The organism is Algoriphagus taiwanensis, assembly GCF_036245645.1.
Lineage (GTDB): Bacteria > Bacteroidota > Bacteroidia > Cytophagales > Cyclobacteriaceae > Algoriphagus > Algoriphagus taiwanensis.
On sequence record NZ_BTPE01000004.1, the window covers coordinates 82,524 to 97,547 of the forward strand.

Consider the following 15,024-nt stretch of genomic DNA (forward strand, 5'->3'; position numbering starts at 1 on the left):
TTCCTATCCCAAGTCCCACACCCATTCCCGAGAAAAAATCTCCGATCAAGTCGACCATTGCCATCCCGGTCAGCCTGACACAGACCAAGCAGTTGGTAGACAGAAAAGCCAAAGAAGCCGAAGCTCCTAAGCCTGCCGAGAAAGTGGTCAAAGTTGAGGAGCCTACGGTATCCAAGCCCCTGACCCAAGAGATGCTGGACTCTTGCCTGCCTGAAGTAAGAGATCACTTCCGTCGAGCGGAAAGGAAGTTTGAATTGGCAATTTTGGATCAGGTCATCAGGCTGGAATCGGGGGAGGTCAGACTGGAAGTGGCTGGACATATGCAGGAGGAAATTGCAAATAAAATGAAGCCAGATCTGGTGGGCTTGATCCGAAGATTGACCGGCGCCAATGGCTTTACCATCGGAGTGCATATCAAGGAAGAAGAGGATGACAACAGCGGTAAGCTATACACAGATAGCGATAAGCTGATCCATTTGATGAAAAAGTATCCGGCCTTAGGCGAGCTTCAGCGGAAGTTTGGACTGGATGTAGATTTCTAAAAATCCAGGGATATTCCGAAATTGATCAGGTTTTGGAATTGCACGGCCTGTTTACTGCTTCCATCATCCTGCTTGATAAATACCTCCTCATCGTAAATCAGCACAGTTTCGATCCGGGTAGAGATGTACTTATTTACTTTTAGTCGGATGTCGGAGTTGAAGTTGACGACCATATTTCCAAAGCTCTCATAATTGGAGAATAGGTTGATATTGGCTCTCCAGGTGACATTTTCCATCAGAATAAAGTCTGCTACCCGAGCCCCGAAGGACATCCCTGCTTCAGCACGTACATTTTCTCCCGGAGTCACCCCAAAGGCTCCTGCATTGCTCAGGGAGTCATTGAGTACTATGGTAAATCGTCCTGTGAAGGGGGATACGATGAGGGAAAGGCTGCTTTTATCCTCAAAGGTTCTCCTGTAATTCAAACCCGTAGAGGACTGAATATACCCGGGGGAAAGCAAATCGGAGATTTTGGTTCGGATTTCAGTTTCGCTGCCAGCGGGCCTGCTGTATTTGTAACCCACTAAAAGTTGGGTTCGGGCGTCAAGTTGGGTGGAAAGAAAGTACTTATCGGACAATTCTCTACCATAATTGCTGGAAAAGACAAAGTTATCGTTGGTCTTTCGAGTTTCGAAGGTTCGGTCGTTTTGTCGATTGAAGCCCAAATTGATGTTCAATTGCGTGTCCCATACCTTTTTGTCTTTTTTATAATTGGCAAAAAGGGATACACCTGAGTTTAGAGCAAAAGAACTCGCCCCACCTGCAGCCCAATTGCTCAAGGTGACCTGCTGAATATTCAGGTTATAATTTCCACCTGTGGACCAAAAGATCTCCTTTTGCGGCTCTTCGATCAAAATGGAATCGCCCAGCATCACCAGGGTGTCTCCGTTGATCAAAACCGTATCAGGTACAATAATCCGATCCTGACCCATCGAAGTCCGGATCAGCAAGCAAAAAAATACACTGAAAAGTAAGAGAAAACGTCGCATTTACTTTGGATAACAGGCTGAATCAGGGCTGGAAGATAACCAATTTCTGACCGATGGAGATGATGTTATTGCTGCCAATGTTGTTCCAAGACTTGAGTTGCTCCACGGTGATTCCGTACTTTCTGGAAATGGCAAATAGCGTTTCTCCCTGATTGACAATGTGGTAGCTTGGGCTGGAAGATGGTTTCTGTTCTTGTTTTGGAGCTGATGAGGACGGAGCTTGGGTAGGTGTGTTGTCCTGTGCGATTACGGTTCGTGGCCCAGGGCTGGAGTTCTTCAAAGGAACGATTTGAATTTCCTCTCCGCGTTTTCTGGGTTCCTGAAGCTGCAGAACCATTCCTGCCTTAAGCTCCCGGTCACTGCGGATTCTGTTTTTTGCCTTAAGGGAAGCCAATCGGATTCCGTATTTCTGTGAAATGCTCCAAAGCGTTTCCCCAGGCTGTACGATATGGGTTTCCACATCAGCTTTGGCCTTTTTCTTTTCGGTGTAATAGTATTTTCCTGTTTCTATTCGCTCTCCGGGTTCCAAATCATTGAGTTTTCTGAGTTTTTTCTCCTTCAAGCCCACTCGGTCTGCAAATTGACTTTGAGTTGTGGCAGTGGAGGCCTGAACGCCATCGAGATCATTGACTTTGATTTGATTGGGCTTGCTCGCTTGGGTGGTATTGCCGCTAATTCTTGGGTAGGAATCGGCCTGCTTGTAAGCCGATGAAGCCGTACTCGAGGAGGAAGAAGTCGAAGTATTGCTGTTTTTCTTTTCAGGTGTTGTGACAATGGTAGGCTCCACAGGAAGGGATCCTGCAGCGATGTAGAAAAGGGTATGCGTTCCCGCAGGTACTTTTCCATTGACTGCCCACTTGTTGTATTCTTTGAGGTGATCTTCGCTGACACCAAATCTTTTTGCCAAAGTGCTGAAGGTAGCCGGACCTTGTATTTGGACTTCAGCTAATCGTTGATTTGAAGCGAAAACAGAGATTTGCCCTTCATAGGCCACTTTATGGGCCAAGTATTTTTTGAAATACCAATGGGAATTTCTGTCTACTTCGATGACTTTTTTACCCGAATATTGATTTCCGAAGTAGGATTTGGCTCCACCAAGTCCCATCTGATAAGAGACGAGTGCAGTCATCCAGTTGTCCAGAACAGCTTGATGCTTTTTGAGGTATTTGGCTGCGCCTTGAGTGGAAGTGACAATATTTTTCCTTTCATCGATCTGTCCATCCACTCTCAGTCCCACTTCTTCCGCCGTTCCTTGCTTAAACTGCCAAAAGCCTACCGCATTGGAAGTGGATACCGCATCTGCGATCAGCCCACTTTCCTGAATTACCAGGTATTTGAGATCATCAGGCACCCCTTGCTTGCGAAGCTCTCTTTCCACAATAGGCATGAATAGATTGACCCGGTCGTTTTTGAGCTTGAAATAGGTAGGATTGCGGTAAAGGGCATCGACATCCAGTTGGATTTCCCGCTTGGCTTGGGGATTGATTCTCACGATCAGGTCCGCAAATTCCATCTCACTTGGCACCTGTGGAATTTGGGCCAAAAGCGTTCCTAGGGTACAGAAAAAGCTTAAAAAGAAAAAGCTGGGCAGTCTTAGGATCATGGTCTTCGAAGAAATCAATTGCTACTGCCCCAAATAGCAAAAATGATTCCCATTTTATCCTAACCCAGTTTTCTTGCCATCAGAATCCCATCCCGAAGGGGTAAAAGTACATTTTCCACCCGTGGATCTTCCTGTACTTTCCTGTTAAAATCAAGCAATGCTTGGGTATCCTTATCTACCTTTTTCCCCTCTTCAATTAGCACTTTGCCTGACCAAAGCACATTGTCGGCCAAAATGATCCCTCCCGGGCTGACTTTGTCTATGACCAAGTCGAAATACTCCGAATAGTAAAACTTATCTGCATCAATGAATACCATATCAAAAGGACCGGGAAGAGTAGGGATAATCTCTCTGGCATTTCCCAATCGGTAGTCGATCTGATGAGCCAAGCCACTTTCCTCAAAAAATCCCCTCACCATAGGCTCCAGTTCGTCATTGATATCCAGGGTGGTGAGTTTGCCTCCCTTGCTTAGGCCTCTGGCAAGGCAGATTCCTGAGTAGCCGGTGTATGTTCCGATCTCAAGGATGGATTGGGCACGGATCATTTTGGCGAAAAGCTCTAGAGTTTTGCCCTGAAGATGGCCGGATAGCATTCTCGGCATCAGGACTTTGGCTTGGGTTTCCCGGGTGATTTTCTGGAGAAGTGAATCCTCAGGACTGGTATGTGCTTCGCAATAGGCGAGCAATGCAGGGTCGATGAATTCCATGGATCAAGAGGGGATATAAGTAAGGACGCTAAGTTGTTCAGGGTCGAAGATGTCCTTTGCGATTTCTTGAATATCCTCGGCCGAAGTGGATCGAATCTGATCAAATATCCGATCCAAAGGATCGATTTTGTCGTGATCAATTAGGCTTTTTCCATAGACCAGCATCAGGGCAGCGTAGTTTTCTTCAGCCATGGCCATCTGTCCGATAGCCTGTTCTTTTGCCATATGGAGTTGCAAAGTTCCCAACTTTTTGGTTCGGAGCTTCTGCATTTCCCGGTAGACGATGGTCTGTGATTTTTTTAGGGTTTTTTCCTCTGTCCCAAAATAAATCCCAAAGAATCCTGTGTCTGAAAAGGGCTGATAGCTGGACTCGATGCTGTACACGTAGCCGTAATTTTCCCTGAGGGAAAGATTCAGGCGACTGTTCATACTAGGGCCTCCGAGAATGTTATTGAGCAGAAATAGCTTGTATCGATTGGGGTCATGCTGGGAATAGGCAGGTCGGCCGATGGCACAGAGAGATTGGGAAACCTCCCTGTTGACTGTTTTTACCTGAGGTTTGTAGGTGTGAAATCCATTTCTGACATAAAGTGTCCGTCTGGTTTGGATTTCCTTCAGTGGGCCTTCGATTGCCTTCAGGGCTTTTTCAAAAGGTATATTTCCCACCACAGAGAAAACCAGCTGCGAGGTGTCCAAATGGGTGGAAATGAAGTCAAAGAAATCCTGTTGGGAAAATCGCCCCACGGTCTCTTCGGTGCCCAGGATATTTCTTCCCAAGGCATGATTGGCAAAGACCAAAGCATCCAAGTCATCCTGAATGGAATCATCCGGGGAGTCCCGGTACATGGCCATTTCTTCGAGGATCACCTGCCGTTCTTTTTCGATCTGCTTTTCTGGGAAAGTAGAATTGAAGGTAATGTCAAACAGCAATTCGGCTGCTTTGGGATAGTGGTCTTTTAATACCGAGGCATAAAAGCAAACCTTTTCCTTGGTAGTATAGGCATTAAGTTCTCCCCCGAGAGATTCCAGTCGGTTGATGATATGAAAGGTCTTCCTTTTATGAGTGCCCTTGAAAGCCATGTGTTCCCAAAAATGGGCAAGTCCTTCCTGCTCTTTATCTTCATCTCGGCTGCCTATGTTGAGAATGAATCCGCAATGAACCAAACGGGTGTGGGTGACTTCTTGGTGAACTATCCGAATCCCGTTGGGTAGCTCTTTTATATTCAATTGCATGCTGCGCTAATCCTTTTTGGAAAGTACAAATTTAACTTGAAACGGGCTATCTCTGAATTTGATTCCGAGGATAGACAGGTTTTATACGTGCATATCCGCTTTCTTTCCAGTGTTTGGAATTATTAATGCACACCTCGACTTCGCTCGGTGTCCGTCTGATCTGTTACTGAGGGAGGGGGAGGAATGCGGCTCAGCCGCATTCCTCCCCCTCCCTTTACAAATGTCAATCTAGGTGGCCGAGCGAAGTCGAGGCCATTACGAACTATTGTCAAAGAAGCCGATAATGAGATTTTATTAACTTGCCCGCTTAATTTTCAACTTATGAAATATCAACCTCTTCCCAAAGAACTTTATATCCGCAACCGGGCTAAGCTCGCTGCCAAACTGGCGAAAAATTCAGTGGCCATCTTCAATTCCAACGATATCCTGCCCACCAATGCGGATGGCACGATGAAATTCAGACAAAATAATGACCTCTTTTATCTCTCTGGAATCGATCAGGAGGAAACTATCCTGCTTATCGCTCCCGATTGCCCCAATCCTGCCTGGAGAGAAGTTTTGTTCCTGAGAGAAACGAATGAGCATATCGCCGTATGGGAAGGGCATAAATACACCAAGGAAGAAGCCGAAACTGCCTCAGGAATAAAAAATATCCAATGGCTATCGGCTTTTGATCAGATTTTCAACTCGGTCATGGCTCTTTCGGAGCGGGTTTACCTGAATACCAATGAACACCTCCGTGCCGGAGTAGTGGTGGAGACTAGGGATGCAAGATTTATCAAAAGCTGCAAGGAGAAATTCCCTTTGCATGAATATGAGCGAGCGGCTCCGATCCTACATGAACTGAGAGAAGTGAAGGAGCAGGAAGAAATCAATCAGATGCAGATCGCCTGTGATATTACTGAGAAAGGATTTCGACGAATCCTCTCTTTCGTCAAACCGGGAGTGACGGAGTACGAAATCGAGGCTGAGTTTATCCATGAATTTGTCCGAAACCGAAGTCGGGGTTTTGCTTACGAGCCGATCATCGCTTCCGGTCCATCCGCCTGTGTCTTGCACTATATCGAAAACAATAAAGCCTGCAATGCCGGTGAATTGTTGTTGCTCGATGTAGGGGCAGAATATGGGAATTACAATGCGGATATGACGCGGACTATTCCTGTGAGTGGAAGATTTACCAAAAGGCAACGAGAAGTGTATGATGCAGTCCTGAGAGTCAAGCGACAGGCGGCATCAATGTTGCGCCCTGGAGTGACAATTCAGGACTATCACAAGGAAGTGGGTCTGATTATGCAATCCGAGTTGGTTGGTTTGAAACTCATAGATCAGACCGATATCAAAAATCAGGATCCCAACTGGCCAGCCTATAAAAAGTACTTTATGCACGGGACTTCCCATCATTTGGGATTGGATGTGCATGATGTGGGCACGATGCATTTCCCGATCAAAGCCGGAATGGTATTCACGGTGGAACCAGGAATCTATATTCCGGAGGAAGGGTTTGGGATTCGCTTGGAAAATAATGTAGTGGTTCAGGAAGAGGGATATTTTGACCTGATGCGGAATATTCCTGTTGAGGCGGAGGAGATTGAAGAGTTGATGAATTCTTAAGCAGATTCAGATGGGGTAACTTTTCCAAAGTTCGAAACTTTGGAAAAGTTTGTTGACTCCTTTTTAAACTCTCCAGAACTATTTTGGGGAGTTTTTTATTTTTGGTGTAAATAAAAAAGTAAATTGGTGTATAGACTGTAGTGAGATGAGAACGAATATTGAAATCAATCAAGAGCTGATCGAAGAGATTATGAAGCTAGCTTCAATAAAGACAAAAAAAGAGGCTGTACACCTTGCCCTTGAAGAGTATTTAAGAAAGCTCAAATTAAAAGAATTGGCAGGGCTAGCGGGCAAAGTTCAATGGGAAGGGGATTTGGAGGAAATGCGTATTGAAAAATAGCTGGGATGCAGGTTTTGGTTGATACAAGTGCTTGGATACATTTTTTTAGGGATTCTGACCCCGTGATCCGAGAAAAGGTTAAAGTCTTGCTTTTTGAGGACAAAGCCGTGATTTGCCCCATAATTTTGCAAGAAATCTTACAAGGAATCAAAACTGAGAAGGAGGCAGAAAGAATTTCCCATTTTCTCAATTTTATTCCAAAACTGAAAGTAGATCCCTATTTGGTTGCTATTGGATCAGCTGAAATTTTTAGGAGATGTCGGAAAGAGGGAATTACCATCCGAAAAAGTCCGGACTGTCAGATTGCTTTTTTCGCCAATTTGGAAGGAATTCCGCTACTTCACGACGATCGGGATTTTTCCCAAATTGGGAAAGTTATTCACCTTGAATTTTTCTAAAAAACTAAAAACCCTCTCAGAATTAACTGAGAGGGTTTTTTGATAGTAGAAATTCGGAGAAATTATCCGATGGAGATTCTCTTGAAAGTATTAACAGTCAAGCCTTTGGTAACACCGTCAAGGTATTGAGCGATTGACTTGGAGTTGTCCTTTACGAACTGCTGGCTCAACAAAGTATTTTCCTTGTAGAACTTCTGCAATTTACCCATAGCGATTTTTTCCAACATTTCTTCTGGCTTGCCTTCTGCTCTGGCTTGCTCCTTACCGATTTCGATTTCTCTTTCGATCATGGAAGCATCCACTCCGTCCTTATCTACCGCTACCGGATTCATAGCTGCGATCTGCATGGCTACGTCTTTTCCGGCATCTTCTACGTCAGCACCTGAAGTATTCACCAATCCTACCAATACACCTAATTTGCCATTGGAGTGGATATAAGGAACGACTTTCTCAGCAGAGATGACTTCGTAGTGAGAGATTTCGATTTTCTCACCGATTTTACCGGTCATTTCTACGATTTTCTCAGCTACGGTGATGTTTTCGAAAGGAAGGGCAAGGATATCTTCTTTGGAAGAAGCATTGTTAGCCACAGCCATATCGATCAAGGTATTTGCGAAAGCACCGAATTCTTCGTTTTTAGCCACAAAGTCAGTCTCGCAAGTCAGGGAAAGAAGGATTCCTTTTGCGCCGTTTTCGGCTACTCGGGTTACTACTACGCCTTCTTTGGTCTCGCGGTCTGCTCTGGAAGCAGATACTTTTTGACCTTTCTTTCTGAGGATGTCTACTGCTTTTTCGAAGTCACCTTCCGCTTCAGTCAAAGCTTTTTTGCAGTCCATCATACCGGCACCGGTCATTTGTCTCAGTTTGTTTACGTCTTGTGCAGTAATTGCCATGTTGTGATCAGTTTATCTAGCGATTAATTATTTTCTGTGATTGACGGTCCATGTTTCAAAACAGAGGACCGGGGAATATTTCCTCTGGGTTAAGCTTCTCACCAGGGGAAAGAGTAAAAACAAAAAAATTGAACATCGGCCTGGGCCGGATGTTCAATTTTATTTATTTCAAATTTGGTGTGGATTACTCTTGAGTTTCGGCGTCCACGGCTTTTTTTGCCTCTTCCTCTTCAGAAAGTTTGGCTTCGTCCTTGTCTTTCTTTCTTTCGGAAAGACCTTCTTCGATGGCTGCTCCGAAAGCTTTTACCAACAAAGAAACAGACTTAAATGCATCATCATTTGCAGGGATTGGGAAGTCCACCTCGTTAGGATTTGAGTTGGTATCTACCAATGCGAAAACCGGGATACCCAATTTTTGCGCTTCTGCGATTGCGATGTGTTCTCTTTTGATATCTACTACGAAAAGAGCTGCAGGAAGTCTGCTCAGGTCAGCGATACCGCCGAGTACACTTTCCATTTTGTCTTTCTGACGGCTTACCATCAGACGCTCTTTCTTAGCCAGGTTTTTGTAAGAATCTTCCTTCATCATTTTCTCCAAAGAAGACATCTTCTTAAGAGATTTTCTGATGGTAGCGAAGTTGGTCAACATACCACCCAACCATCTTTCGGTCACGTAAGGCATATTGAGACGCTGAGCTTCTGCAGCTACTAGGTCTTTGGCTTGTTTTTTCGTAGCGACAAACATCACTTTTTTGCCGGAACGTACAATTTGCTTGATTGCGTTGGATGCTTCTTCGAGGCAAGCAAGCGTTTTGTTGAGGTCGATAATGTGGATACCGTTTTTCTCCATGAAGATATATGGAGCCATTCTTGGATCCCACTTTCTCGTCAAGTGTCCGAAGTGAACACCAGCATCCAGTAAGTCTTTGTATTCGATTTTTGACATGAATAAAATTGTTTTCTATGGAATGAAGATCGTTCCGATTAACGCTTGGAGAACTGGAATCTTCTTCTTGCTTTTCTACGTCCTGGCTTCTTACGCTCGACCATTCTAGGGTCACGAGTAAGGAAACCTTCTTTTTTCAAAGGTCCTCTGTGCTCAGCATCAAATTCGCATAGCGCTCTGGAGATTGCCATACGAGCTGCTTCAGCCTGTCCTTTGATTCCACCGCCGTCTACATTGATTTTCACGTCGTAGTTACCTTCTACACCTACTAGTGCCAAAGGCTGCTTAACTACAATCTGGTGCAAATCAAACGGGAAGTACACTTCAATTGCCTTGTTGTTTACGGTGATGGTTCCGTTGCCTGGAGTCATGTAGATTCGGGCTACGGATGTTTTTCTTCTACCGATTGTGTTGATCATTTCCATGATTTAGCGATTAAAGGGTGATGGCTTTTGGCTGCTGTGCGGCATGAGGATGCTCAGCACCTTCATACACGTACAGGTTACCGTACATTTTTCTTCCCAATCTGTTCTTAGGCAGCATGCCTCGAACGGCTTTCTCCACCAAAATCGCTGAAGACTTCTGCTTCAGGATTCTTGGGGTGGAAATTCGCTGTCCACCTGGGTATCCGGTGTGACGCACATATACTTTGGCATCCCACTTGTCACCCGTCAATCGTACCTTGTCTGCGTTGATTACAATGACATTGTCACCGCAATCCACGTTAGGAGTGAAGCTAGGCTTCGTCTTTCCTCTCAAGATTTTCGCAACCTCACTCGCCAATCTTCCCAGAATCGCAGCTTGCGCGTCTACGACGACCCACTGCTTTTCTACGGTGGAATTGTTGGCTGAGATGGTTTTATAGCTCAGAGTATCCACTGTGTAACTGTTTAATTTTTAGCTTGTTATTTAATTATCGACCCCAAAAAGGGACACAAAGATAGATGCATTTTGTTTTTTATGCAAACTATTTCCAATCCTTATTCCTAATTTTCATGGGTTTAGGTCCAAAATCCCGAATTTTCCTCGGTTTTTTAGCTTCCTTGGCCCTGCTTTCGATCAGGTATTTTTTTCCAGCTGATGGACCAGTACCTGAAAGTCCTTTGGATAAGGCGCAACGACTTGAATGGATTTTCCATCCAGACCCTCAAAGGCTATAGAATAAGCATGAAGGGAAACCCGCTGCATGATGGGTAATTCTTCTGTGTCTTTTTTGAGATTGAAGCGGCGCTTGAGCGAAGAAAGGTATAAGGGATTGCCACCATATAAAGTGTCTCCGCAAATCGGAGACTTGAGATAAGCCAAATGTACTCGAATCTGATGCAGACGACCGGTGATAGGCTTGCATTCTACGAGCGTATGCGCATAGTAGGTCTTCAAGGTGTTGAAGACGGTCTGCGCAGGCTTTCCTTCTTTACTGACTTTGGCAATTCCTTTGTTTGTCGCCACGAGGTTTCGGTCTACCAGCTCCTGCCGGAAGTCCTTGATTCCTTCGATGACGGCATGATAGACTTTTTCGACTTCCCTGTTTTCAAACTGGATGGCCAAGTGCCTGTAGGCCTCTGGATTTTTGGCAATCACCAGACATCCGGAGGTCTCCTTGTCCAATCGATGGCACAGCTGGGCATCTGCTGTGTGCATCTTGGCAAGGTCCAGAATGTTCTGCGCCTCGTGCCTGTCGTCTAAGCTCGACAGGTAAGGCGGCTTGTTGATCACCAGGTAATCCTCGTTTTCGAACAGAATAAGGTTTTGAAAGTCTACTTTCTTCATGGATTTTCCCGCGCCTCTTTAAAGAGGGGGCAAAGGTAAGCCAAAAGGATAGAGGAATAAAAAATACCTGTCGTTTAATTTACTGTTTCTGTGGACTTGCTTTGGCTGAGTCTTCCTGTTCCTGATGCTTGATCATGGGAAGTGAAAAGCTAAATAGGGACCCTTTACCCACGGTAGAGCTGACAGAAATCTTGCTTTTGTGGCCCTCCAGAATGTGTTTGACGATGGCCAATCCCAGCCCGGTACCGCCTTCTTTCTTGTTTCGGCTTTTCTCCACTCTATAGAAGCGCTCAAATATCCGCTTGAGATCTTCAGGGGGAATGCCTTGTCCATCATCTTTGATTTCTACTTGGAGGGTGTTTTTCCCGGGTTTAAGTGAAATCTGCACTTCCCCTCCATGGTGGTTGTATTTGATGGCGTTGAAAATCAGATTTTGGCACACGCGGTAGATTTTGGGTCGGTCGGCGTGGGTGATATATTTCCTTTCGGAGTCATACTCCCATTTGATTTTCACTTCCCGCTTGGAAGCTTTGTGCTCTAATTCTTCGATGACTTCATCGATGAGTTCTCGAAGGTCGAAATCGGAAAAGGAAAACTTGATAACTCCACTCTCCATTTGATTCAGTGTAAGCAAGTCCTGAACCAGTACATCAAGTGAATCCAAGCTTTTGGCAGCACGCTTCAGGAATTTCATCCGAACATGCTTGTCTTCTATGGCTCCATCCAAAAGGGTATGAATATATCCCTGCGTAGCAAAAATGGGAGTCTTGAGTTCATGGGAAATATCAGCGATAAATTCCCTTCTGAATTCCGCGTTTTTGGTCAGAGTTTCTATTTCTTTCTGACGGGCGATCGCGTAGGAGTTGATCACCGAGTTGATTTTGCGAAGCGGAGAGAGGGAGGAGCGAAAGGATTTGTCCTGAATATCGGAAAGATCCTTTTTCTGGATTTTTTCCAAAAGGGTATAAATATTCCCTATTTCTCTAAAAATGAGAAACTCCAAAGTGATATTGATCAGCAAGTAGGAAATGGAAAAAATCAAAGCTCCCGCCACCAGCATATAAGTGATGGAGCTCTCGCCCATCAGGGAAAGGAAAGCAGTCGCCAAAGCAGCAATGGCAATAGCCAAAATAAGTGCTATCCCCCTGGAGTTGGTAAGCATGTGTTATCCCAAGTCGAATTTGTATCCTACGCCTTTTACCGTGGTGATGTAGTCTTCTCCGATTTTTTCCCGGACTTTACGGATATGCACATCCACTGTCCTGGCTAATACAAAAACATCCGAACCCCAGATGTTTTGGAGAAGCTCATCCCGGCTGAAGACCATATTAGGGTTTTTGGCGAGGAAATACAACAATTCAAATTCTTTCTTGGGCAGGGTGATGGTTTTGCCAGACTTATTGATGGTGTAGCTACCTCTGTCGATGACAAGGTCCCTGATTTTGATTTGGGATACTTCCTGCTCTTTTTTGGATTCCCTGCGGAAAAGGGCCGCAATTCGACTCATCAAGGCTCTGGGCTTAATGGGCTTGGTGATGTAATCATCTGCCCCTACATCAAAGGCCGCTACCTCGGAGTATTCTTCCATCCGGGCTGTGAGGAAGATGACAAAAGCATTTTTGAGTTCGGGAATCTGACGGATTTGAAGGCACGTTTCCACGCCGTCCTGTCCGGGCATCATGATATCAAGCAAGATGACATCGGGTTGGAATTTGACGGCTGTCTTCACAGCTTTGATTCCGTCCTCTGCGGTGGCTACTTCATACCCCTCTTTTTGGAGATTATATTTTAGAATTTCAACGATATCTGGTTCATCATCGACGACCAAAACTTTGATCTTCTGCTTCTCGCTCATGGAGATGATTTTAAGGTTCGGTTAAAATTAATCAATAATCCCTCATTTAAACCAAACAATCATTGGCTGACCAGCTTTTTGAATGGGTTTTTGGGCTTGAGGTTTCCTAAAAGTTAAGCGGACGTTATTCAAAAATTAAGAAAATATTACATTGACCGGAGTCCTTTCGCCTCTGCGATGTCGATATTCAGCGAACCAATGAAAAGATTGGCTTTGATCTTTACCGGAATTTTATTCTGATCCGTAGTAACCCACACTTTGACCGGATATTCTCCGCGAAAGAGTTTGTTTTTGGGTATTTGAGGAGAAAAAACGAAGGTTTCCTGCTTGCCGAGATTGGTATCGATCTCTTCCTTGCCTTCGTATATTAATTTTAGGTTATATATTTCTTTATCAAAAAATCCAGTAATCGTGATGGTCTCTCCTTTCTTTAGTTTGGAAAGGTCAAGTGTTCTCAAATAATAAAAGCCACTGACCAAATCCTGGACTTTTCCAGGCAGGTTAAATTCTTTGACCTCTTTTAAGTTTTTGTTTTCACGGTCATAGAGTTCCATTTTGGCCAGCTTTTTCTCCTGATCGAAATAGACCTTTTCGTGCTTTCGGTATTTTCCTTCCTCAATATGCCTATAGGAAAGGGAGGGGAGCAAACTTCCTGTATCTAGGTGGGTGCCCCAGTTGTCATTTACTTTTCCGAAAATGGTGGCAGCTCCTTTGGTTTTGCCGTAGGCATCTATTTTATAATGAGCTTTGGTCCCTTCCTGCACAGCCCGCTTGGCCACCTGAAGTTTGGCTTCGGCCAGTTCCAGCCAACCATAACTCACCTCAAAAGTCAGCTCTTCCCCAAAGGTAAAGGCCTTATTGGATTGGGCAGGAGCCGGGAAATGGAGAAGAAGGAGGATTCCCGCAAGGAAGAGACTTGAGCGAATCATGGATTTTCTGACAATAACTGACAAAATTTTCAGGTTTTGTTTTTCTAAACGAAAAATAGAGCTTTTCGGATAAATTAAATGTACAAATTTGGCAATCGAAAACAATCCGGGCTTTTCATTGCTAATGCTTGGGTATTTGGTAAATTTCCAATCTTCAATTTTCATCTTTTCTAACTCATGAGTAATAACGCAGAAAAACTAAAAGCACTACAGCTGACCATCGATAAACTCGAAAAGGCTTACGGCAAAGGCACCGTAATGAAGCTGAGTGACAATAAAGTCCTGGAAGTCCCCGCGATCTCTACCGGTTCTTTGGGGCTTGACATGGCTTTGGGTGTAGGAGGCATTCCTCGGGGAAGAGTCATCGAAATCTATGGTCCTGAATCCTCAGGGAAAACTACTCTGACGATGCATTGTATCGCTGAGGCACAAAAAGCCGGAGGATTGGCTGCTTTCATCGATGCAGAACATGCTTTTGATAAGAGCTATGCAGAAAAATTGGGGATCGATACTGAAAATCTTCTCATCTCTCAGCCGGATAATGGAGAACAGGCGCTTGAAATTGCAGAACACCTCATCCGCTCGGGAGCGATTGATATTATTGTGATTGACTCGGTAGCTGCATTGGTTCCTAAAGGTGAACTCGAAGGAGAAATGGGAGATAGCAAAATGGGCTTACAGGCCCGATTGATGTCCCAAGCCTTAAGAAAACTGACAGGTGCGATCAATAAGACCGGTTGCGCTTGTATTTTCATCAATCAGCTTCGTGAGAAAATCGGAGTGATGTTTGGCAACCCGGAGACGACTACAGGGGGTAATGCCTTGAAGTTTTATGCTTCAGTCCGATTGGATATCCGACGCGTAGGCCAAATCAAAGAAAGTGCAGACAATGTCCTTGGCAACCGAACCCGGGTAAAAGTGGTGAAAAACAAAGTGGCTCCTCCTTTCAAAGTGGTGGAATTTGATATCATGTATGGTCAGGGGATTTCCAAAGTAGGAGAAATCATTGACTTGGGCGTGGAGCTGGACATCATCAAAAAGGCCGGTTCCTGGTTTAGCTACAACGGTGAAAAGCTAGGACAGGGAAGAGATTCTGTGAAAAACCTGCTTTTGGATAATCCTGAACTGATGGAAGAACTGGAAGGGAAAATCAAAGCTGCTTCAGGGCTTCTGCCTACCGAGCCAACGGTGGACTTGGAAGATTGACA

At 44.8% G+C, this 15,024-nt stretch carries 17 protein-coding genes; 5 read left to right on the forward strand and 12 right to left on the reverse strand.

Features of this window, described 5'->3' with window-relative positions:
* Window positions 1–92 precede the first annotated feature (92 nt).
* Window positions 93–542 carry a hypothetical protein gene (locus AAA938_RS06655; RefSeq protein ID WP_338227854.1) on the forward strand — a complete coding sequence of 150 codons (450 nt, stop codon included), beginning with the start codon at window positions 93–95 and terminating at the stop codon, window positions 540–542.
* Here AAA938_RS06655 and AAA938_RS06660 read toward each other — a convergent pair.
* Genes AAA938_RS06660 through AAA938_RS06675 form a run of 4 tightly spaced genes read right to left on the reverse strand, consistent with a single transcriptional unit; the run spans window position 539 to window position 5,074 of the window.
* On the reverse strand, window positions 539–1,531 hold the full coding sequence (locus AAA938_RS06660) for a DUF3078 domain-containing protein (protein ID WP_338227855.1): 993 nt from the start codon (window positions 1,529–1,531) through the stop codon (window positions 539–541). The two genes, AAA938_RS06655 and AAA938_RS06660, sit on opposite strands and share 4 nt — an antisense overlap.
* Before the next feature lie 22 nt (window positions 1,532–1,553).
* Window positions 1,554–3,134 (reverse strand): LysM peptidoglycan-binding domain-containing protein, encoded by a 1,581-nt coding sequence (locus AAA938_RS06665; RefSeq protein WP_338227856.1) that lies wholly within the window; start codon window positions 3,132–3,134, stop codon window positions 1,554–1,556.
* 59 nt (window positions 3,135–3,193) lie between these two features.
* On the reverse strand, window positions 3,194–3,841 hold the full coding sequence (locus AAA938_RS06670; RefSeq protein ID WP_338227857.1) for an O-methyltransferase: 648 nt from the start codon (window positions 3,839–3,841) through the stop codon (window positions 3,194–3,196).
* Window positions 3,842–3,844: 3 nt separating this feature from the next.
* Window positions 3,845–5,074 carry a M16 family metallopeptidase gene (locus AAA938_RS06675; RefSeq protein WP_338227858.1) on the reverse strand — a complete coding sequence of 410 codons (1,230 nt, stop codon included), beginning with the start codon at window positions 5,072–5,074 and terminating at the stop codon, window positions 3,845–3,847.
* A 321-nt stretch (window positions 5,075–5,395) separates the two neighbouring features.
* Here AAA938_RS06675 and AAA938_RS06680 point away from each other — a divergent pair, with 321 nt between their 5' ends.
* The 3 genes from AAA938_RS06680 (at window position 5,396) to vapC (ending at window position 7,423) form a co-directional block, all read left to right on the forward strand.
* Window positions 5,396–6,685 (forward strand): aminopeptidase P family protein, encoded by a 1,290-nt coding sequence (locus tag AAA938_RS06680; protein WP_338227859.1) that lies wholly within the window; start codon window positions 5,396–5,398, stop codon window positions 6,683–6,685.
* Between the two features lie 145 nt (window positions 6,686–6,830).
* Window positions 6,831–7,025 (forward strand): type II toxin-antitoxin system VapB family antitoxin, encoded by a 195-nt coding sequence (locus AAA938_RS06685; RefSeq protein WP_338227860.1) that lies wholly within the window; start codon window positions 6,831–6,833, stop codon window positions 7,023–7,025.
* A gap of 5 nt (window positions 7,026–7,030) precedes the next feature.
* A complete protein-coding gene (vapC, locus tag AAA938_RS20250; protein ID WP_420915727.1) occupies window positions 7,031–7,423 on the forward strand; it encodes a type II toxin-antitoxin system VapC family toxin in 393 nt (130 codons plus the stop codon).
* Window positions 7,424–7,485: 62 nt separating this feature from the next.
* Here vapC and tsf read toward each other — a convergent pair whose 3' ends face one another.
* From tsf to AAA938_RS06725, 8 genes are all read right to left on the reverse strand, one after another.
* A complete protein-coding gene (tsf, locus tag AAA938_RS06690; protein ID WP_338227861.1) occupies window positions 7,486–8,316 on the reverse strand; it encodes a translation elongation factor Ts in 831 nt (276 codons plus the stop codon).
* Window positions 8,317–8,500: 184 nt separating this feature from the next.
* Complete coding sequence (gene rpsB, locus AAA938_RS06695) at window positions 8,501–9,262, reverse strand: 30S ribosomal protein S2 (RefSeq protein ID WP_338227862.1); 762 nt, start codon at window positions 9,260–9,262, stop codon at window positions 8,501–8,503.
* A gap of 38 nt (window positions 9,263–9,300) precedes the next feature.
* A complete protein-coding gene (gene rpsI, locus AAA938_RS06700) occupies window positions 9,301–9,687 on the reverse strand; it encodes a 30S ribosomal protein S9 (protein ID WP_338227863.1) in 387 nt (128 codons plus the stop codon).
* Window positions 9,688–9,697: 10 nt separating this feature from the next.
* Window positions 9,698–10,141 carry a 50S ribosomal protein L13 gene (gene rplM / locus AAA938_RS06705; RefSeq protein WP_338227864.1) on the reverse strand — a complete coding sequence of 148 codons (444 nt, stop codon included), beginning with the start codon at window positions 10,139–10,141 and terminating at the stop codon, window positions 9,698–9,700.
* A 180-nt stretch (window positions 10,142–10,321) separates the two neighbouring features.
* Window positions 10,322–11,032, reverse strand: coding sequence for an RluA family pseudouridine synthase (locus AAA938_RS06710; protein WP_338227865.1), 711 nt, complete (start codon window positions 11,030–11,032; stop codon window positions 10,322–10,324).
* A 79-nt stretch (window positions 11,033–11,111) separates the two neighbouring features.
* Entirely contained in the window at window positions 11,112–12,194 is a 1,083-nt protein-coding gene (locus tag AAA938_RS06715) for a sensor histidine kinase (protein WP_338227866.1), read from the reverse strand.
* 3 nt (window positions 12,195–12,197) lie between these two features.
* A complete protein-coding gene (locus AAA938_RS06720; RefSeq protein ID WP_338221701.1) occupies window positions 12,198–12,887 on the reverse strand; it encodes a response regulator transcription factor in 690 nt (229 codons plus the stop codon).
* 146 nt (window positions 12,888–13,033) lie between these two features.
* Window positions 13,034–13,840 (reverse strand): DUF3108 domain-containing protein, encoded by an 807-nt coding sequence (locus tag AAA938_RS06725; RefSeq protein WP_338227867.1) that lies wholly within the window; start codon window positions 13,838–13,840, stop codon window positions 13,034–13,036.
* A 153-nt stretch (window positions 13,841–13,993) separates the two neighbouring features.
* Here AAA938_RS06725 and recA point away from each other — a divergent pair, with 153 nt between their 5' ends.
* Window positions 13,994–15,022: a recombinase RecA gene (gene recA, locus AAA938_RS06730; RefSeq protein WP_338221703.1), complete on the forward strand. Its 1,029-nt coding sequence runs from the start codon at window positions 13,994–13,996 to the stop codon at window positions 15,020–15,022.
* Window positions 15,023–15,024: the final 2 nt, after the last annotated feature.